Source organism: Psychromonas ossibalaenae ATCC BAA-1528 (genome assembly GCF_000381745.1).
Taxonomy (GTDB): domain Bacteria; phylum Pseudomonadota; class Gammaproteobacteria; order Enterobacterales; family Psychromonadaceae; genus Psychromonas; species Psychromonas ossibalaenae.
The window spans coordinates 111,574-132,397 of sequence record NZ_KB906969.1 but is presented as its reverse complement, the minus strand read 5'-3'; the positions used below and the strand labels follow the sequence as shown (position 1 = coordinate 132,397).

The window sequence follows — 20,824 nt, the reverse complement described above, 5'->3', positions numbered from 1 at the left end:
AGAAAAATTATGTGGAAATGGTTACATCCCTATGCGAAACCCGAAAGAAGTTACCAGCTGGCCGGTAAGTTATTACCCTGGTTCACAGTACTAACAATCATTACATTTTTGGTGGGCTCCGTGTGGGGGTTAGTATTTGCTCCTGCTGATTACCAACAGGGAGACAGCTTCCGTATTATATATATCCACGTGCCGGCTGCTATGATGGCAATGGTCGCTTATTCCAGCATGGCAATAGCCGCTTTTATTGCATTAGTCTGGCAGATTAGAATGGCAGAAATGACTGTGGCGGCAACAGCGCCAGTAGGAGCGGTATTTACTTTTATTGCATTATTCACTGGTGCTGCATGGGGAAAACCTATGTGGGGGGCGTGGTGGGTCTGGGATGCTCGATTAACCTCAGAGTTAATTCTACTGTTTGTTTATCTTGGTATTATCGCTCTCTATAACGCTTTTTCAGATAAAGTGTTAGCAGGACGGGCTGCTTCTATTTTAACTTTAGTCGGTGTTATAAATTTACCGATTATTCATTATTCGGTGGTCTGGTGGAATACGTTACACCAGGGCGCAACTATCAGTAAATTTGAGAAACCGTCGATGGCACCAGAAATGCTCTGGCCTCTGATTATCATGATCGTTGCTTTTGGGGCGTTTTTAGGCACGCTAACTTTGATGCGTTTTAGAAATGAAATATTAGCGAGAGAAAACCATCGCCCTTGGGTAACAGCACTAATTAGCGATATTAATATGAAAAAATTAACTGGAGAAAAATAAATGGCGTTTACTTCAATCGCAGATTTCTTTGCCATGGGTGGTTATGGCTTTTATGTCTGGCTGGCATACGGTATTTCTATACTTTCTCTGATTGTGTTAATTATCAATACAATGCATAAAAGAAAAATGGTTTTAAAAACAGTTAAACAACGTATTGCTCGAGAGCAGCGTATTAAAAATGCAAGTAATATGGAAGGAACGTTATGAACCCTAGACGTAAAAAACGCTTAATAATTACTTCTTCATTAGTGCTTGGTTTATCACTCGCTGTTGGTCTGGTTCTCTTTGCCTTACAGCAGAATATTGATCTATTTTATACTCCCACAGAAATAGTGAAGGGTAAGAATGAAACGGGAATCAAACCTGAAGTTGGTCAGCGTTTGCGTATCGGCGGTATGGTTTTAGCCGGTACTGTAAAACGGGATCCTGAAAGTCTAAAAGTAAGTTTTGATCTTATTGATAACGGCGGCGGCATTGTGACCGTTTTCTTCGACGGTATTTTACCGGATCTGTTTCGAGAAGGTCAGGGCATTGTTGCGCAGGGGGAACTGACCAGCGCCACGCAGATAAATGCTTTTGAAGTACTTGCGAAACACGACGAAGAATATATGCCTCCAGAAGTTGCTGATGCTTTGGAAGGTATGGATCATTTAAAAACTGAAAAGAAAATATAAAAGGACAATTTAATGCTCGCTGAAATTGGTCAACTCTCATTAGCAATAGCCTGTATGTTGTCGCTATTACAAACAGTTTATCCGCTTTATGGTATTTACGCCCGTAATCAAAGTGCCATTGAATCTGCAAAAATACTGACTAATCTGCAGTTTGTATTTGTTACTGTTTCGCTTCTTATTTTATCTTATTTGTTTATCGCGAATGACTTTACTGTGGTTTATGTCGCGACAAACTCGAACTCGGCACTACCCTGGTATTATCGTTTATCTGCAGTCTGGGGAGCGCATGAAGGTTCACTGCTTTTATGGGCGTTTTTACTGTCATTGTGGAGCTCTGCGGTTGCGGTAATGAGTAAGCGTTTACCGGTTGAGTCAATCGCTCGAGTACTCGCTATACTGGGGCTTTTATCATTAGGTTTTTACCTGTTTGTTTTATTAACTTCGAATCCGTTTTTACGTACTTTGCCTTATTTCCCTGTTGATGGGCGAGACCTTAACCCGCTGCTGCAGGATGTTGGTTTGATACTGCACCCGCCAATGCTGTATATGGGGTATGTTGGTTTTTCTGTTGCTTTTGCTTTTGCTATTGCCGCATTGATGGAAGGGCGGTTAGACAGTGCTTGGGCTAAGTGGTCTCGTCCGTGGACAATGGCCGCCTGGGTATTTCTAACGTTAGGTATCGCACTGGGCAGCTGGTGGGCTTATTATGAATTAGGCTGGGGCGGCTGGTGGTTCTGGGATCCTGTTGAGAATGCTTCTTTTATGCCCTGGATTGCCGGTACTGCATTGATCCATTCATTAGCCGTTAGTGAAAAGCGCGGTGTTTTCAAATCCTGGACAGTGTTACTGGCAATTAGTGCATTTTCTTTGAGTTTATTAGGGACCTTTTTAGTTCGTTCCGGCATTTTAGTATCAGTACATGCCTTTGCCAGTGATCCTTCTCGTGGTTTGTTTATACTGGCATTTCTAGTTTTAGTGATTGGTGGTTCATTACTGCTATATGCGGTTCAAGCATCAAAAGTTAAAAGCCGTGGCCGTTATGATCTGCTCTCACGTGAAAGTATGTTATTGATTAACAATATATTGTTAATTGCGGCACTGATTGTGGTTTTACTGGGCACGCTTTTACCACTGGTACATAAGGAAATAGGCTTAGGCAGTATTTCTATCGGCGAACCGTTTTTCAACAAAATGTTTAGTATCCTGATTGTTCCATTTGCACTGTTTATAGGTGTGGGACCTTTGGTTCGCTGGAAACGTCAAAAAATTAATGAGCTGTTGAAGCCGTTATCATTATCGCTGGTTATCAGTACTGCTATAGCCGTTTTATTTATATTCCTGTACTCATCTAAGTTTACTTGGATGGCATTATTAGGTGTATTCCTCGGTTTCTGGATATTGGTGACCACCTGTTACGAACTCTATTTACGTGCAACTTTTCGTTTTACGCTTTTAAAAGGTCTGAGTAAGTTAGGTTACAGCCATTGGGCGATGAGCATCGGTCATGCAGGTTTTGCGGTGATGATCATTGGTGTAACCATGACGCAGAATTTTTCAATCGAACGAGATGTTAAACTAGCGGTTGGTGAAAGTATTGCTTTTGAACATTACGATTTTCATTTTGATGCGTTGGAAAATGCAGACGGTCCGAATTTTACCGCTACCGCGGGCGTTTTTACGGTGTTAAAAGATGATAAATTTGTTGCCACGATGAAAGCTGAAAAACGCATTTACACCGTACAGAGAATGCCGATGACTGAACCTGCTATTGATGCCGGAGTTACACGGGATTTATATATTGCAATGGGCGAGGTACTGCCTGACGGCGCATGGGCTGTACGAATTTATTATAAACCGTTTATTCGCTGGATCTGGTTTGGTCCGTTAATGATGGGCTTTGCCGGCATGCTGATGATGATGGATCGTCGTTATCGTGTTAAAAATACAACCGAGAATGATTCGGCTGAAGTGCAGGGAGTAAAATAAAATGGCAGATAAACGTAAAATTTTAACACTATTATTGCCTTTTGCCGCGTTCATCATCCTGGCATTGTTTTTAGCTACACCTCTTTTGAAAGGCAGTGATCCAAGAAAACTTGACTCTGCACTGATTGGACAAAAGGTGCCTGAGTTTACTTTGCAGGATATTTATGACCCGCAGAAACAATATGACGCTTCAATCTTTGAAGGTCAAAAGATGCTGCTTAATGTGTGGGCTACCTGGTGCCCTACATGTTATGCCGAGCATAAATTTTTAAATAAATTAGCCGGCCAGGGTATGTATATTGTTGGTATGAATTATAAAGATAATCGTACTAAAGCGATAAAATGGTTAACCGATCTCAAAGATCCTTATCAGATCAGTCTGTTTGACAAAGACGGTATGCTTGGGCTTGATCTCGGAGTTTACGGTGCACCTGAAACGTATTTAATCGATAGCAAAGGCATCATTCAGTATCGTCATGTTGGTGATCTGAATGAAAAAAACTGGTACGAGACCGTATTACCAATTTTTAACGAGATGGAGTAGATAATGCAGCTAAGTTCATTTCGTTATTACTTGATCCCTATTGGTATTTTATTGCTCTCTCTGACCAGCACTGCGGCTAACAGTGCGATTGAAGCATTTGCATTTGATAATGTTGAGCAGGAACAGGTTTTTCATGACCTGACTAAACAGCTTCGCTGTCCTAAATGTCAGAATCAGAATATTTCTGACTCAAACGCGCCTCTAGCTCAGGATTTACGTAATAAAACTTATGAGTTAGTCAAACAGGGAAATAGTGAGCAGCAGGTTGTTGACTATATGGTTGCACGTTTCGGCAACTTTGTTCGTTACGATCCACCATTGACGCCGGCGACAATTTTCTTATGGCTAGGTCCGCTTATTTTTATTTTTATTGGCTTTTACTTTTTATACACACAATTAAAAAGCCAGAAGAAACAGGACGATTATTTAGATTCACAGGAGTCAGAGCGTTTGCAGCAGATACTTGGCAGTAAGACCTCGGTAAAAATAAAAACTAAACAGGGGAAAAAACAATGATTTTACAGTTTTGGTTAGCGGCTGTACTGATGCTTATTATTGCAGGTGCCGTTTTTGTTTTTCCTTTTGTACGGAAAAAAAACAAAACGCAGGAAAATGCAGCGAGTAGAAACCAGCTTAATAAATCATTATATGAAGTTCGTTTAGCAGAACTGGAGCAGGATGAAGAACAGGGGCTGGTGGCTGATAAAGATAAAATTATTACTGAACTGCAGCACAATCTGCTTGATGATGTAAATGAGCAGCAGATGAAGAGTGCTGTTAAAAAAAGCAGCTGGATATGGATCCCTGGTCTAGTTGTTCTTATTTTCGGCAGTATCAGCATGTACTTGTCTGTTGGGGCATATCAGAAGACTACAGACTGGGAAAATGTGTTACAGCGTTACCCTGCACTGCAGAATAAATTATTTAATGACCGCAGCAGCCAGCCGAGCGAGCAGGATTTACGAGACATGATGCTTGGGCTGCGTACGCAGCTGGCTGCGAATGACAATGATGCTGACGGATGGCTGCTGTACAGCCGTTTAGCGATGGTATTCAAAGATGGAGAGTTAGGTTTAAGCGCAGTCAAAAAAGCGCATCAGCTAGATCCGGAATCTCTTGATATTCGTCTTGTTTATATTCAGTTAAAAATGCAGATGGGAGATGATTACTCTCAAAATCAAGCTGAGACTATGCTGGCAAAAGTCCTTCAGGATTATCCTAATGAGCTGGAAGCCTGGTCAATGTATGCTTTTATGGCACTTGAGAAGCAGGATTATGTCTCTGCAGTCGAGCGCTGGAAAAAGATGCAGACTCTGGTTGAACCAGAATCTGAACAGGCTGCTATTCTGCAGGACAGTATTGCTTATGCTCTGAAGCAGATAAATGGTGCTGTTGTCGAAGGAGATAAAGTTCAAGGGCATAAGACAGCCACAGTGCACAAAACTGAGAAAACCATCCAGGCGGTTGGTGAAGCTTATCAGGTACAGATATCCGTCGATCAAAAAATAGCGGTCCCTGAAAACGGATTCTTATTTGTCTATGCGCAGTCAACCGGCGGCCCGGCTATGCCTATTGCTGCTCTAAAAATGAACATAAGCGGCTTCCCTGTTACGGTTGAGCTCTCTGATGCTAACTCTATGATGGAAGGTGTTAAGTTAAGCGACTATCCTGAGTTTATTATTAAAGCTCGTATTTCATCTGACGGAAATATTAACAGCAAATCAGAGCGCTGGCAGGGTGAGAGCCCGATCATTAAAGCGGGTCAGGATACAGATATTAAACTGTTCATTTCTCAACAATTATAAAACTCCCCAAAAAAACACACGCTGAATAATCATTGAGCGTGTGTTTTTTTTGTTTTTTGTTTATGCTTGCTTTATCTATCTTTACATTCAGGCCGATATACTTACAGATGCGATTACCTTGTTTTATTATTTTTCTGCTGTTTTCAAACACTTTGTCCGCTCAGACAGCTAACGGCGGGCGCGAGTATCACATGAGCGATCCTCTTGAACCGGTTAACCGGGTAATATGGGATTTCAATTACCAGATCTTAGATAATTATATATATCGTCCGGTAACCACAAGTTATGTTGACTGGGTACCCATGGGAGGGCGTGAGGCTGTTAATAATTTTGTGTTGAATTTAGAAGAACCTTCAACCATGGTTAATAATTTAATCCAGCTGGAATTTAAACACTCCGCGGATGCATTTTTACGATTTTCTGTCAATTCGACCGTTGGATTATTGGGGTTATTCGATGTTGCGGCTAAAGGTGGTATTGAGCGCCGCCGGGAAAGTTTCAGTAACGTCCTCGGCCGCTGGTATGTACCTAACGGTCCCTATTTAATGGTTCCTGTAATGGGGCCTAGAAGTACTCGAAAGTTGGTCGGTGACTTTGTAGATGCTTTGTATTTTCCCGGAAGCTACTTAACTTTCTGGCAGACACTGACCCTGTGGGGCGTTGACGGGTTAGAGAAACGGGCAAGTTTATTAGGTCAGGAAGCGCTGCTCGAACAGTCACTGGATCCTTATATGTTTGTTAAGGAAGCCTATATCCAGTATGAAGCATTTAAATTTCATGCAAACAGCGAAGATATGAATCTGTTTATAGAAGAAAAAACAGTCATAAAAGAAGAAGAGTTTGACTCTAATTTAGAGGACTTTATGGATGAAATTGATTAACGCTTTAACACCTTTTTTTATTTACCTTAGGAGGGTATGTGTCTAACATTAATTTAATTACTATCGATGGTCCAAGCGGATCTGGTAAAGGCACGGTATGCCATATACTGGCCAAAAAACTAAATTGGAATTTACTCGATAGCGGGGCTTTATACCGAATATTAGCGTTTGCCGCGCTTCAGGAAAAAATTGATTTAGATGATCAAAAAGGGCTGGCGGCACTAGCGTTGAACCTGCAGGTGTCTTTTAAATCGAATGGTCAAGGCGTTGATACTTTATTAGCGGGTGAAAATGTCGGTGATAAATTAAGAACAGAAACTGTCGGCCAGGCGGCTTCTCAGATAGCATCGATTGAGCTGGTCAGAGAAGCGTTATTAGAAAGACAGATTGCTTTTCGCCAGGCTCCCGGTTTAATTGCAGACGGTCGAGATATGGGCACGGTGGTTTTCCCGGATGCTCCGGTTAAAGTATTTTTAGATGCCAGCGCGGAAGAACGGGCGCAGCGTCGTTTTAATCAGTTGCAAGATAAGGGTTTTAATGTTAGCATCGCGCAAATTTTAAGCGAAATCAAAGAGCGGGATTTTCGAGATCGAAACCGAGCTGTTGCGCCGTTAAGGCCGGCAGAAGACGCATTAGTGATCGACTCAACTTCATTAACAATTGATCAGGTTGTGAATCAGGTTCTTGAACTGACTAAGCTGAAATTAAATTTGGCAGGGGAATAATCTCCTGCTGTAAAAACACTACTTTATGGATGAAGTGGTTATCTTTCTTGCCTCCCTCGCGAATGGATTGTGTTGGGTTGTATAAAATAAGTGTGAATAAATAGATGATGGAATCTTTTGCTGAACTATTTGAAGAATCTCTTCAACAGGTAGAAACTCGCCCGGGTACGATTGTTAAAGGTACAATCGTAGGAATTCGTAACAACCTAGTATTCGTTGATGCTGGTCTTAAATCTGAAGCTGCAATCCCAGCTGAAGAATTCAAGAACGCTGCTGGCGAAATCGAAGTTGCTGTTGGCGATGTATGTGATGTAGCACTTGACGCGGTTGAAGATGGTTTCGGTGAAACTAAACTTTCTCGTGAAAAAGCGAAACGTCATGAAGCTTGGATCCAGCTTGAGAAAGCATACGAAGACCAAGAAACTGTTATCGGTGTTATCAACGGTAAAGTTAAAGGTGGTTTCACTGTTGAATTAAACGGTATTCGTGCATTCTTACCTGGCTCATTAGTTGACGTACGTCCTGTACGTGACACTGCTCACCTTGAAAACAAAGATATTGAATTCAAAGTGATCAAACTTGACCAGAAACGTAACAACGTTGTTGTGTCTCGTCGTGCTGTTATCGAAACTGAAAACAGTGCAGAACGTGAAGAGCTGCTTGAAAATCTTCAAGAAGGTCAAGACGTTAAAGGTATCGTTAAAAACCTAACTGACTACGGTGCTTTCGTAGACCTAGGTGGTGTAGACGGCCTGCTACACATTACAGATATGGCTTGGAAACGCGTTAAGCACCCAAGTGAAATCGTAAACGTTGGTGATGAAATCAACGTTAAAGTTCTAAAATTTGACCGTGAGCGCACTCGTGTTTCTCTAGGTCTTAAGCAGCTTGGTGAAGATCCATGGGTAGCAATCGCTAAGCGTTACCCTGAATCAACTCGTTTAACTGGTAAAGTGACTAACTTAACTGATTACGGTTGTTTTGTTGAGATTGAAGAAGGCGTTGAAGGTTTAGTACACGTTTCAGAAATGGACTGGACTAACAAAAACATTCACCCGTCTAAAGTTGTTAACCTTGGTGACATGGCTGAAGTTATGGTTCTTGATATCGACGAAGAACGTCGTCGTATCTCTCTAGGCCTTAAACAGTGTAAAGCTAACCCTTGGGAAGAGTTCTCTTCAACTCACGATAAAGGTCAGAAAGTTTCTGGTAAGATCAAATCTATCACAGATTTCGGTATCTTCATCGGTCTTGACGGCAACATCGACGGTCTAGTACATCTTTCTGATATCAGCTGGGATGTTGAAGGCGAGAAAGCAGTTCAAGAGTACAAAAAAGGCGACGAAATCGAAGCTGTTGTACTACAAGTTGACCCAGAGCGTGAACGTATCTCTCTAGGTATCAAGCAAATTGCTGCTGACCCGTTCAACAATTACTTAGCAGAAAACAAGAAAGGGTCTATTGTTGTAGGTACTATTTCTGAAGTTGATGCTAAAGGTGCAACTGTTACTCTTGCTGATACTGTTGAAGGTTATATCCGCGTTGCTGATATCTCTCGTGACCGTATCGAAGATGCATCTACAGTGTTAAAAGCTGGTGAATCTGTTGAAGCTAAATTCGTTGGTGTTGATCGTAAAAACCGCGTAATTAGCCTTTCTATTAAAGCGAAAGATGAAGCTGACGAGAAAGAAGCAATTGATACGTTAAAACAACAAGATGAAGCAAGCATGGGTAATGCAATGCTTGACGCGTTTAATGCAGCTAAAGGCAAGTAATTAATAAGGCGTCAGTTTACTGTCGCCATTAATTAGCATTAACTGGAGTCGGTTTACTGCATTCATTTATGAAAACGAGGTAAGTTATGACTAAGTCTGATCTGATTGAAAGACTAACCAGCAAGCACTTTCAATTGTCGGTTAAAGAAGTTGAAGACAGTGTAAAAGAAACACTAATGTTGATGACCAATTCACTTGCTGAAGGCGAGCGTATTGAAGTCAGAGGTTTTGGCAGTTTCTCTTTGCATTATCGCGGACCACGCGTTGGACGTAATCCCAAAACGGGAGATAAAGTTGAATTGGGTGGTAAGTATGTTCCTCACTTCAAACCAGGCAAAGCATTGAGAGAGCGAGTAAATGCTGCCAATGCATAAGTGAAATAAAAAGGTGCTTTAAAAGCACCTTTTTTGTTTCTGCTGTTTACCGGTTTATACAACAGGCCGGCAGTATCTGTGTGTTTGTAAATATAGTATGAATGATTCGTCGCCTGCTGGCAGGCCCGTAGGATAGCGTTGTAAGCCGCTGGATGAATAGGCTATCGCTTTGAATAAAAGAGCGTCTGTTATCTCTGGGGCGATATCTGCATATACTTTGCTTACCTTTATTAGACAAAATCTGTAAACTACCCATATCAATGATTTATTCCCAGGTTAATATATAATAAACTGATTAACTCATCTTTTACTCTTAAGGTCTGCTATGAAACTTTTTTTCACTCTGTCTGTGACAATCTTTTTGTTTGCGATTGCGGTTATTCTTGGCCTTAAAAACCAAGAGTTAGTTAATATTAATTATTTAGTTGCTCAAAGTGAGATGCGTCTTTCTACCCTGTTTGCCGTTATATTTTTAATCGGCTTTGTGGTGTCTTCTCTGATCGGCACATTTTTTTATATGAAATTAAAAATGAAAAACAGAAAGCTGCGTAAACTGAATAAAAAACAGCGTAAAGAGCTTAATCAACTGCGCACTTTGCCAGTAAAAGCCTAACCCTTAGTGCAGGAAATATTCTTTCTCTTACTTCCCGTTGCTGCCTTTTACGGCTGGTATATGGGAGTGCGGAGCGTTCATCAGAAAAATCAGAAAAAAGGTAATAAATTAAGCCGTGATTATGTGCAGGGCTTAAACTTTTTATTAGGTGATCAGCCCGATAAAGCGGTTGATCATTTTATTGCATTATTAGAAGTTGACAGCGAAACCATCGAAACCCATCTCGCCTTAGGCAATCTGTTTCGCCAGCGCGGCGAGGTAGAGCGTGCTATTCGTATCCATCAGAATTTAATTGCCAGACCGACACTTACGCGAGAACAGAGAGATTTAGCGCTGTTACAGTTAGGCAAAGATTTTTACCAGTCAGGACTGTTTGACCGAAGCGAAGATATATTCATTCAGTTAAAAGAGTCACCTGAATATCAAACGGTTGCATTGGAAAATTTGCTGAATATTTATCAGCAGCTTAAAGAGTGGAAAGATGCCGTTGCGGTGACCGAGACCTTAAACAAACTGTCTAAAGGCAAAGCTAAGCGTAGAACACTTGCTTATTTGTACTGCAGCCTAGCTGAGCAGTTAACCACCCCGAGCGACGAAAAACAGAAAGTTAAGCTGTATCAGAAAGCACTAGCAGTTTTCCCTAACTGCATTCTGGCAAGTATCGAGCTTGCTGAGTACTACCAGATAAATAATAAACCGGAAAAAGCGTTAAAAACACTGCAGATGATCCCTGAACTAGATATCGATTTTAGTGAAGTGATATTAGATAAATTATTACAGCTCCATCATCAGCTCGGCAGTGAAGAAGAGCTGATTAATTATCTGTACCGTATTGTCAGTTTAGGGGCCGGAGCGAGTACCGTTATCCTGCTGTCAAAACTGATTGCTCAATACCGCAGTGTTGATAAAGCTCAGGCCTTTATGCTCCAGGAGCTGCGTCGTAACCCGACCATGAAAGGTTTTAACCATCTGATGACTTATCACCTGCAGCTGGCAGAGTCGAAAAATGAGATAGACAGTTTGTCTTTCTTACAAAAATTAGTATCAGAGCAGATTACACTTCGTCCTCAGTACCGCTGTCAGAAATGCGGCTATGCTAGTAAAAAGCTTTTCTGGCAGTGTCCTTCCTGTAAAAGCTGGGGACGAATTAAACCGATTCGCGGTCTTGACGGCGAATAATATAATCTCCTAGACAAAGACTGGGAACTAAAAAATAGAATCAAAATAGGAAAAAAAATGAGCCAGTTAGTAGATCCCAAAGTAGTGATTGCCTTAGATTATGCAGATCAGCAGCAGGCGCTGGATTTTATCAGTCAACTTGATCCCGCAGCTTGTCGCTTAAAAGTAGGGAAAGAGATGTTTACTCATTTTGGACCTGATTTCGTAAAAAGACTTGTAGAGAAAGGCTTTGATGTATTTTTAGACCTTAAATTTCATGATATTCCTAATACTGTCGCCAAAGCTGTTAAAGCAGCTGCTGATCTAGGTGTATGGATGGTAAATGTTCATGCCGGCGGCGGGCGCCGTATGATGGAAGCCGCTAAAGCTGTATTGGAGCCCTACGGCGATAAAGCACCGCTGCTAATAGCAGTCACTGTTTTAACCAGTATGGATGAATCAGATTTAAAAGAGCTGGGTATTGAATTGTCACCGGCTGAACAGGTTAAACGTCTGGCAAGTTTAACTCAATCCAGCGGCCTTGACGGTGTCGTCTGTTCAGCTCATGAAGCGCAGGACTTAAAAGCCTTGCTAGGAGATGAGTTTAAGCTGATCACCCCTGGTATTCGCCCTGCAGGCTCAGATGCTGGTGATCAGCGTCGTATTATGACGCCTGAACAGGCAGTTAATGCCGGAGCGGATTATTTAGTGATCGGCCGTCCGATAACCCAGGCTTCGGATCCTGCTCAAGTGCTTAGTGAAATAAACGCAACGCTGAATTAATCATCCTGTAAGTTAAAAACCTTTTAAACCGGAAGAGCTCTCCTGCGGTTTAAAAGCTGGAACTGTTCAATGAAAAAAATCGATATTAATAAATATAAAGTCGAATTTATGGAAAAATTTGCTTTTGAATTTAAAGAGTGGATGTCACCGACGATTCGTGATTATTACTCATTATTTATTAAAAAAGCACATACTAATAAAAGCCAGCTTCTTTCCTGGGTTAAAGAGTACTCCATTTTAAAAGACGGCCGCTCAATAAGCGTGGCACAAAAACCGGTACAGCTTTCTCCTGAAGCAAGAGAACTGTTCCTGCAGCTGCGGGCACAGATTGGGGAAGAGGTGCATGTGGGAGACTGGCTGGAGATTACACAGGATCGCATTGACCGTTTTGCAGATGTCACTGAAGATCATCAGTGGCTGCATAATGATGTAGAAAAAGCCGAAAAAGAGTCGCCTTTTAAAACCACTATCGCCCATGGTTTTTTAACGCTGTCGCTGCTGCCGCGTTTAACCGACAGTGTTAATCCGGAGAAACCACTCTATCCAAGTGCTAAGATGACGGTTAATTACGGCTTAAACCAAGTACGCTTTCCCTATCCGGTCAAAACCGGCAGTGTGGTGCGCGCACACAGTCGCCTGATTAAAGTGACACCGATTAAGCGCGGTTTGGAGATTGAAAAAGAGATTTCCATTGAAATCAAAAATACCCGTCGTCCCGGCTGTGTTGCTGTTTCTGTAGTGCGGGTTTATTTCTAAATCCAGCTGATTCTTCACTCGTTTTTTGCTTCCGGCCTGCTTAGGCCGGAAACATTTATTGCCTCCCTGCTGAAGCAGTTAAATTAATTCCCCATTTTTCCTAAAGTTATTTTTTGACCTGTCGATAACCTTATTAAGTCTGAACATTCGACTGTTTTGAAATGAACCGTTAAATAAATTAAAAAAGTTTTAAAGTTATTTTTTAAGCGGTCGATAAGAGATACATACTTAATCAAACTGATTCGTAAGTTTTTAGAAAACTTAAGTCAGAAAATAAATAACCAAGGAGCACATCATGGCTGCAGTAGTAAACACCAACGTAATGTCGCTGAATGCACAACGTCAGTTAAACAAATCACAATCAGTTAGTAACCAGGCTATGGAACGTTTATCTTCTGGCTTACGTATCAACAGCGCAAAAGATGATGCTGCCGGTCTTGCTATCTCAACAGGTATGCAGTCGCAGATTAAAGGTATCAACCAGGGCGTGCGTAACGCTAATGACGGTATATCAATGGCACAAACCGCAGAGGGTTCAATGGATGAAATGACTAACATCCTGCAGCGTATGCGTGAACTGTCTGTGCAGGCTGCCAATGATACTAACTCCTCTTCAAACAGAGCGTCAATCCAGAAAGAAGTGGATCAGCTTTACTCTGAGCTTGACCGTATCGCTGACACAACACAGTTCAATGGGACTAAACTATTAGACGGTTCAAATTCATCAACAACACTGCAGATCGGTGCAAACTCAGGTGAAACCCTGTCTTTCTCGATTGATGCGGTAACCACTAAAGACCTTAACCTGAATGCCGTATCTGGTACGGGTGATCTGAACGGCGGGCGTGCAAATACCGCTACAGCTATTTTAACTGCATCTGTAACAGTTAATGGTGTTGCTTTAACCGGTGCTGATGTTACAGCTGCCGGTGATGCTGCGGTCGTTGTAAAAGATATGATTAATGTTCAAACAGGCCTAACCGGAGTTACAGCCTCTGCCTATAATACGGTAGAAGGGACTGGTGATATTTCTGGTGTTACAAATGGCCTTGAGATTAACGGCGTAACATTAGGAACGACATCTAGTTCGAGTGATTTAGTTGATACGATTAACCGTGATGTTGCTGGTGTGACCGCATCATTAAGCAGTGAAGGTGGTTTAGTTTTAAGTAATGATACCGGTGAACAGATTGATGTTGACGGTGTACTTGCAGGCTCTGGTATGGTGGCAGGCGATTATCAAGGTTATGTATCATTAACCAGTGCTGACGGAAGTGCAATTGAAGTTGGTTTAGTTGATGCGAGCGCTGCCGGCAGCACTGTTGGTACAACGGGTACCACACAGCTGCAGCAGATGGGCTTTAATGAATCAACCGGATCGGATGTTGTCAAAGGCGGGGCTGTTGCCAGTACGGCCATTACTGCAAATGATAGTATCCAGGTAAACGGTGTTGATTTAGGCGCGGTAACAGGTACAACGGCTGCTGATAAAGCCTTTGCCATCAATGCTATTTCTGGAGAAACCGGGGTAACAGCTTCGGCAACAACTACGGTAGAGATGGAGATCCTTATCTCAGCGGCTAATGAGGACACTGGAGTTATTATTAATGGTGTATCAATTGATATGACAACCGCAATGTCTGGTCAAGCAACAATGGATGCGTTAGTTGGAGCAATCAACAATTCAGGGGTGCAAGGGGTTGTTGCATCAACTAATGAAGATACCGGTTCATTGATATTAACCTCATCATCAGGTCAAGATATTACTTTAGAAACCACCGACGGCGATATTACACAAGGCGGTGTTGATACTTCCGCCGTGACAGGGTTCACTGCTGGTTCGGTTACCTTGACTGGTGAAAACGGTAAAGATGTGATTGTTACCAGTTCTGCAAACACCGAAGCGCTTAAAGATACAGCACTAGCTAAACTGGGTGTTACTGATATGGGCGGTAGTGATACAGCCGTAGGTATTGGTCTAAGTGTTACTACGGCCGCCAATGCGTCAAACAGTATTGACCGTATCGATGATGCACTGAATAAAATCACTGAATCTCGAGCAAACCTTGGTGCGATTCAAAACCGTCTAGGCTCTACTATTTCTAACTTAGAGAATGTATCGCAGAACATCTCGGCGGCAAACTCACGAATTCAGGATGCGGATTTCGCGGCTGAAACGTCAAAAATGAGTAAATCGCAGATCTTACAACAAGCGGGTACATCAATGTTAGCGCAGGCAAATGCGTCATCACAAAGTGTACTTTCTCTTCTTGGCTAAGTTGGGGTAGCTAGTTAAAATAGGCAATAATTTAGCTCCCTAGTAATAGGGGGCTTTTTTGCCATTAACGGGTTGAATAAATAGGAGGTTATATGTCTGATTTAAATGTTACTGCAGCATCGCCCAACATGACTGGTATGGAAAAAAATACAGCTTCAGAGCCAACGGTGAAACCTGTCGAGGTGGAAAAAAGTGTTACGGAATTAAAACCGGCCGCGGAAGTAAAACCTGATCAGGAAAAGAAGCAGGCTGTACCGGAAGAGGTTGAGCATGTTGTTGAAGAGATGAATGCCTTTATGCAGAGCATGCAGCGTAATCTGTCATTTAGTGTGGATGAACAGTTAGGTAAAGATATTGTATCGGTAACAGATGTCGAAACGGAGGAGGTCATTCGCCAGATTCCGTCGGAAGATTTAATGGTACTGCTTAAAAAAATGGATGATGTTGCCGGTATTTTGTTTGATACCAAAGTATGATTTTTGTAATGCGCGGGGCAGAGGTTTTATCCTTCACTTCTCAGATAATGAAAAGGTTAAAGTGAGCCCCGGGAATAGTGTAAGTAACTATACTTGATAGGATAAAGTTAAATAATATTCCTTAATTATATTATTCGCCTTTATGTTATTAAAATATGTTATATGGTCTGAATCTTGCAGTAAAATGTTGTCTGCATTTAATAAGTTAAGTGCTGATCGTTTTCTGTTAAGTAAGTAAGGAGTGTTTATGTCTTCAATCACCTCAACGGGTCTAGGTTCCGGGCTTGATATCAACAGTATCGTTCAAGCGATTGTAGGCGCGGAAAAAGATCCGGCTCTGGCTAAAATGACTAAATCTGCCGCTGAAGCTACTGCACAGATTTCAGCTTACGGCACGCTTAACAGTGAACTATCTACTTTTAAATCCTCCTATAAAGATCTCGCGCTGAGTTCAACTTTTTCAGCTGCCAGCTCAACCACTAGTGACAGTGATATTCTTGATGCAAAATTAGGTATTGGCGCAGAAACAGGAAGCTGGGAGTTTGAAGTTAATCAGCGTGCTCAATCCCATACACTTGTCTCATCTTCAGCGAGTTCTTTCTCCAGTGTCAATGACCCTGTTGGTACTGGTGAAATACAGCTGCGTTACGGCAGTTACAGCGGCGTTGGTAATACTGCTTTTGCTGTTGATGCTGATAAACCCATTGAAAAGTTAACCATTGATAATACCAATAACTCACTGACCGGCATGCGTGATGCGATTAATGAAGGGGATTATAGCGTCAGCGCCTCAATTATTAATGACGGAACAAACTACCGCCTAGTACTGACCAGCAAAGAGACTGGAGAGCAGAATGCGGTTGAGTTAACGGTAACGGACGATGACGGTAATAATACTGATACATCGGGATTATCACGCTTTGTATATAGCGCTGCAGATAAAAATTTAGAGCAGACCTCAGAAGCACAAGATGCAGAAATTGTTATGAACGGTATAACTATTACCCGTGACAGCAATGAGATCAGCAGTGTTATTGAAGGGGTAACGCTTAACATTAATGGTGAAACAGAAGTTGGTAAAACAGTAAAACTAAATATCAGTAAAGATACCAGTAAAGTAGAAGATCAGATTCAGGCATTTGTAGATAATTACAATAGCACTATTACAAAAATGAACGAGTTAACTGTCTTTAACGGCCAGGGGCAGACAAACGGTATTTTGAACGGTGATGCGACGGTGCGAAATATAGAGAGCCTGATGCGCGGCGTTTTAAATACAACTGTTGATCATATTGAAGGTTCGGTGCATAGTTTTGCAGATCTGGGTATTTTAACTAATCGAGATGGCACTCTGGAATTAGATGCGACTAAATTTGCCGATGTATTAAAAGGCGATATGGATGGAGTGGCTGATTTCTTTACTGCATCGGGTGCCGCCAGTGATTCATTTATCTCTTTTGACAGCAGTAACAGCTTGACTAAACCGGGGACCTATAGTGTCGAGGTAACGCAGTTAGCGACACAGGGCTCGTTAACTGGAGCAGCAGTCAATAACTTGACTATTGATGCGGATAACGACACTTTTAAAATGCGCGTTGATGGTACATTATCCAGTGATATTGTACTTGATCAGGCAACTTATGCCTCGATTGGTGATTTAGCAACAGAGCTGCAGTCAAAAATAAATTCCGATCCGACTTTTATCGAGAAAGGTATCAGCCTTAAAATAATTGAAGATGCAGGTAAACTTTCCTTTACCTCTAATAAATACGGATCTTCATCAAGTGTTGCTTTCACTGAAGTGGATACAAACTTTCTGGCAGATCTCGGTATTGATGTGCAGTCAGGCACTGCTGGAGTGAATGTTGAAGGGAAAATAGACGGTCAAGATGCACTTGGTGACGGCCAGTACTTGTTATCTGAAAATGGTGATTCCAGTGGTATCAAGTTACTTATTGAAGGCGGCGCTTTAGGCAGCCGCGGTGATGTTACTTTTGCTGAAGGCATGACTGTGGTCATGAATAATCTACTTACCAGTATTATTGATAAAAGTATCTCGGGAACCAGCGGGGATGTGGACTTAAGTGAAGGAACTATAGACGGTAAAGTTGACTCGCTGTACAAAAAAATAACTGATCTTGAAAAGCAGGAAGAAAATTTAACCTACCGTATGGAAAAGCTGGAAGCGCGTTTATATAAAGACTTTAATGCCATGGATATTGCGGTTTCCAGCCTTAATAATACCATGGGCTATTTGAAAAGTGCTCTGGATGCCTTACCTGGATATACACGAGAAAGTTAACTCATACAAAATATTGTCTATATAACTGCGCATTAGCTAATAACTAGATAATGCGCACGTTTTTTTTATTAATTCCGAAGACTTTTTAATTGTGGATAGCAACTTGCTTCCTCCCCGATATAATTAATCTATTCGCCACTTCAGAGAATCAAAATTATGGCCCAGCAAATCGATCCGCTATTAGATATCCAGACTAAAGTACTACGAGCAACATTTGTTAATAATATGGCGGTGTTAAAAAAGTACCTGCCTGATGTTTATAATTTTTATAAAGAATATACGCCCACTCGGGTGAAGTTAATATTTGATGAAAATGGTTTTTTAAACCTGGTTTCAAACGGCAGTTTGATTTATCAGGATGATCCTAAAAAATTAAGCGATGCTCAAGTTGAGGCATTTTTAAAAGATCCGCGTAATATTACCTATCATGTGGCAAAAGACGGCAGCGGTAAATTTGAGCATGAGAGAGTTTTAGGAAAAATGGTGAAGCGCCGAGGCAGTGAGATTGGTTATAAATATCAAACCGTTTTACATAAAAACGAACAGATCGATTTTATTGCCTTTATGGGAACCGGCCTCGGTTATCATTTGCAGGGGATGTTTGATGCACATGATATACGCTATGCTTTTGTTTTTGAACCAGATCCTGACTGTTTTTACTGTACCCTTCACAGCATTGATATAGGTAATATGATTGTCGGCTGTTTTGAACGCGGAGGGCAGTTAACACTTCAAGTTGGTGGTAATGCCGCATCTTTTGTTAATGAAATAGCAAGGATCTTTAAACGTCAGGGGTATTTCAACGTTGCTAAAATGTATCTTTATCGTCACTATTTCAGTGAGCAGACCGATGAGGCTTATCAAAAAGTGCATGATCTCGCTTATCGTTATGTCAGCGGCTGGGGGTTCTTCGAAGATGAAATAATCAGCTTAACACATACGCTTTCAAATATTTCAACGCATCAGTTTCCCAGCATATTAAAAAAAGCAAAAGAAGTTAAACGTGATATCCCGATCTTTATTGTTGGTAACGGCCCTTCGCTAGATGATAATTTAGCCTTTTTGAAAGACCATCAAGGAAAAGTGATTATATTTTCTTGCGGTACAGCATTAAAACCCTTATTGGATTATGGTATTACGCCTGACTTTCATGCAGAGACTGAAAGGACAGCCGCCTTATTTGAGTGGGTTGATCAAGTTGGACATAAAGAAAAATTAAAGCAGATAAATTTAATTAGTTTAAATACGGTTTATCCTGAAATATTAAAGTTATTTAAACAAGCACACCTTATTTTAAAATATGATGATGCAGGCAGTGCTTTTATGAGCCAGTTTATTTCGGACAAATATGCACAAATAGCCTTTTGTAATCCGACCGTGACCAATACTGCGACATCGGCTGCTGTTGCGATGGGCTTTAAAAATATGTATCTGTTTGGTGTGGATTACGGCTATAAATCAGAAGAATATCACCACTCAAAGGGCAGTTTATATTTTGATGCAGATGCCGAGCAGCATAGAAAAGAGATGAAGGGGGATTTTGAGGTCGAGGGTAATTTTGTTGAAAAGGTCCACACAACTCAGTTTTTTGATAATTCGCGCATGATGCTGGAAATGCTTCTGCAGGCAAACCCTGATGTGACCTGTGTGAACTGCAGTGATGGAGCAAAAGTTCAGTTAACTCAAGCGGTTAAATCTGCTGATTTACCTGAATTCGCAGAATTAATCGAAAAATCTGAAATGACCAAACAAATGCTTTTTGATAGTTTTGACAATAAAGATTACCTTATGATTCACCCAGAACAAAAATTTGAAGCTTTATTACCTGAGTTTAAAAAGCATATAGAAACTTTGGTCTCTTTGAGTAAGAATGTGAAATCTCGTGTAGACCTGGCCAAGGCTTTTACTGCTCAGTATAAATTTCTAATAAATTTCCATGGTGATACTAGTAAGCAGCTTTTTCACCGCTTTATGAACGGCACACTGACCTATATGCAGTCAAATATTATGACTAATGCTCATTTATATGAAGATGCACAGCAGCAGGAAAAGTACATTAAATTTTGTTTAGCCGTTATGAATGAGCATTTTGAGTGGCTTCTTGAGGAACTCAACAACAACTATAACAAACCATCTAAAATTTAATATTTGTTTTTATATATAAAAGCTAGCCCGTTATCAGCTGACTAGCTATCTATTTCTATATTAGTAATAGATAGCTATAGTTTTGTTTGTGGCTGTTGGTTTAATTAACTTTTTCAATTTTTAGATTGTATCTTTTACCGTGCAGTTCGAAAAAAACGGGGTACTTTTCATTGTCAGCGACTCTGAAATTATTAAATAACTCTTCAATGGTGTTATTAACTGAGACCTGACTGTCTTTTGCGGTTCTTTGCGGAAAATATGACTCCCTGCCTGTCTGCTTAATCCCTTTGACATCAGGGTACGCATCGATAAATTTAAGACATAATCGAATGGTTGCTTGTCCTTGTATCTGGTGTAATTCATCAACTAATTCATGGCCTTCAAAATTCATCATTTCTTGAAAATAGATATCACCAGCATCAACTTTTTCGTCTGCTTCAAACAGAGTGATGGGGATTCGTTTTTTTCCATCTAATATTTGCCAGGTTAGTGGAGACCAGCCTTTTCCATAGGGTAAGGCACTTTCATGTATAACTAAATTGTGCTGACTTAGTGATAATGTTGTTGGCGGAACAATTTTCTCGCAGGCAAGTATAAAAACGATATCGCTTGGAGTTATCTGCTGCTGGTTTTGAATTAATAGTGCATGATGATGTAAGTCGGTTAATTTACCTATTAAATTGTGGATATAGGGCATAATCCAGCTGTTCGGGTTATCTGCTAAGATAGATATTTTTAGTTGCTTTTTGTCCATTTTAATTTCCAATGCATTGCT

At 41.1% G+C, this 20,824-nt stretch carries 20 protein-coding genes; 19 read left to right on the top strand and 1 reads right to left on the bottom strand.

Translation table 11 applies throughout. The annotated features are described in order from the left end of the window. The first annotated feature begins 9 nt into the window (after positions 1-9). The 19 genes from G327_RS0102730 to G327_RS0102640 all read left to right on the top strand — a co-directional run bounded on the left by G327_RS0102730 (position 10) and on the right by G327_RS0102640 (position 20,049). Positions 10-774: a heme ABC transporter permease gene (locus tag G327_RS0102730; RefSeq protein ID WP_019613233.1), complete on the top strand. Its 765-nt coding sequence runs from the start codon at positions 10-12 to the stop codon at positions 772-774. After that, complete coding sequence (ccmD, locus tag G327_RS0102725; RefSeq protein WP_019613232.1) at positions 775-981, top strand: heme exporter protein CcmD; 207 nt, start codon at positions 775-777, stop codon at positions 979-981. Further along, the gene (ccmE, locus tag G327_RS0102720; RefSeq protein ID WP_019613231.1) at positions 978-1,448 is read left to right on the top strand and encodes a cytochrome c maturation protein CcmE; all 471 of its coding nucleotides are present in this window, start codon (positions 978-980) and stop codon (positions 1,446-1,448) included. Before ccmD ends, ccmE begins: the two co-directional genes overlap by 4 nt. Before the next feature lie 12 nt (positions 1,449-1,460). Then, complete coding sequence (locus tag G327_RS0102715; protein ID WP_019613230.1) at positions 1,461-3,434, top strand: heme lyase CcmF/NrfE family subunit; 1,974 nt, start codon at positions 1,461-1,463, stop codon at positions 3,432-3,434. A gap of 1 nt (position 3,435) precedes the next feature. Further along, the gene (locus tag G327_RS0102710) at positions 3,436-3,978 is read left to right on the top strand and encodes a DsbE family thiol:disulfide interchange protein (RefSeq protein ID WP_019613229.1); all 543 of its coding nucleotides are present in this window, start codon (positions 3,436-3,438) and stop codon (positions 3,976-3,978) included. Positions 3,979-3,981: 3 nt separating this feature from the next. Next, positions 3,982-4,494, top strand: a complete 513-nt coding sequence (locus tag G327_RS0102705) for a cytochrome c-type biogenesis protein (protein ID WP_019613228.1) — start codon at positions 3,982-3,984, stop codon at positions 4,492-4,494. Next, positions 4,491-5,783: a c-type cytochrome biogenesis protein CcmI gene (gene ccmI / locus G327_RS0102700; RefSeq protein WP_019613227.1), complete on the top strand. Its 1,293-nt coding sequence runs from the start codon at positions 4,491-4,493 to the stop codon at positions 5,781-5,783. The genes G327_RS0102705 and ccmI overlap by 4 nt, the downstream gene beginning before the upstream one ends. A gap of 191 nt (positions 5,784-5,974) precedes the next feature. Beyond that, on the top strand, positions 5,975-6,664 hold the full coding sequence (locus G327_RS0102695; RefSeq protein ID WP_245542667.1) for an MlaA family lipoprotein: 690 nt from the start codon (positions 5,975-5,977) through the stop codon (positions 6,662-6,664). Positions 6,665-6,702: 38 nt separating this feature from the next. Then, the gene (cmk, locus tag G327_RS0102690) at positions 6,703-7,389 is read left to right on the top strand and encodes a (d)CMP kinase (protein ID WP_019613225.1); all 687 of its coding nucleotides are present in this window, start codon (positions 6,703-6,705) and stop codon (positions 7,387-7,389) included. 104 nt (positions 7,390-7,493) lie between these two features. After that, entirely contained in the window at positions 7,494-9,164 is a 1,671-nt protein-coding gene (gene rpsA, locus G327_RS0102685; protein WP_019613224.1) for a 30S ribosomal protein S1, read from the top strand. A gap of 86 nt (positions 9,165-9,250) precedes the next feature. Beyond that, entirely contained in the window at positions 9,251-9,538 is a 288-nt protein-coding gene (locus G327_RS0102680) for an integration host factor subunit beta (protein ID WP_019613223.1), read from the top strand. A 325-nt stretch (positions 9,539-9,863) separates the two neighbouring features. After that, complete coding sequence (locus tag G327_RS0102675) at positions 9,864-10,151, top strand: LapA family protein (protein ID WP_019613222.1); 288 nt, start codon at positions 9,864-9,866, stop codon at positions 10,149-10,151. A 6-nt stretch (positions 10,152-10,157) separates the two neighbouring features. Next, the gene (gene lapB, locus G327_RS0102670; RefSeq protein ID WP_026339154.1) at positions 10,158-11,330 is read left to right on the top strand and encodes a lipopolysaccharide assembly protein LapB; all 1,173 of its coding nucleotides are present in this window, start codon (positions 10,158-10,160) and stop codon (positions 11,328-11,330) included. A gap of 57 nt (positions 11,331-11,387) precedes the next feature. After that, positions 11,388-12,092, top strand: a complete 705-nt coding sequence (pyrF, locus tag G327_RS0102665) for an orotidine-5'-phosphate decarboxylase (RefSeq protein ID WP_019613220.1) — start codon at positions 11,388-11,390, stop codon at positions 12,090-12,092. 69 nt (positions 12,093-12,161) lie between these two features. Next, positions 12,162-12,848, top strand: coding sequence for a MaoC family dehydratase (locus tag G327_RS0102660; RefSeq protein WP_019613219.1), 687 nt, complete (start codon positions 12,162-12,164; stop codon positions 12,846-12,848). Between the two features lie 295 nt (positions 12,849-13,143). Beyond that, on the top strand, positions 13,144-15,126 hold the full coding sequence (locus G327_RS0102655) for a flagellin N-terminal helical domain-containing protein (protein WP_019613218.1): 1,983 nt from the start codon (positions 13,144-13,146) through the stop codon (positions 15,124-15,126). A 92-nt stretch (positions 15,127-15,218) separates the two neighbouring features. Beyond that, the gene (locus tag G327_RS23900; RefSeq protein WP_019613217.1) at positions 15,219-15,602 is read left to right on the top strand and encodes a flagellar protein FlaG; all 384 of its coding nucleotides are present in this window, start codon (positions 15,219-15,221) and stop codon (positions 15,600-15,602) included. Between the two features lie 247 nt (positions 15,603-15,849). Beyond that, positions 15,850-17,904 carry a flagellar filament capping protein FliD gene (fliD, locus tag G327_RS0102645; protein ID WP_019613216.1) on the top strand — a complete coding sequence of 685 codons (2,055 nt, stop codon included), beginning with the start codon at positions 15,850-15,852 and terminating at the stop codon, positions 17,902-17,904. Positions 17,905-18,060: 156 nt separating this feature from the next. Then, positions 18,061-20,049: a motility associated factor glycosyltransferase family protein gene (locus G327_RS0102640; protein ID WP_019613215.1), complete on the top strand. Its 1,989-nt coding sequence runs from the start codon at positions 18,061-18,063 to the stop codon at positions 20,047-20,049. Between the two features lie 100 nt (positions 20,050-20,149). On the opposite strand, the gene G327_RS0102635 is transcribed toward G327_RS0102640, so the two are convergent. Then, on the bottom strand, positions 20,150-20,803 hold the full coding sequence (locus G327_RS0102635; protein ID WP_019613214.1) for a formyltransferase family protein: 654 nt from the start codon (positions 20,801-20,803) through the stop codon (positions 20,150-20,152). Positions 20,804-20,824 lie beyond the last annotated feature (21 nt).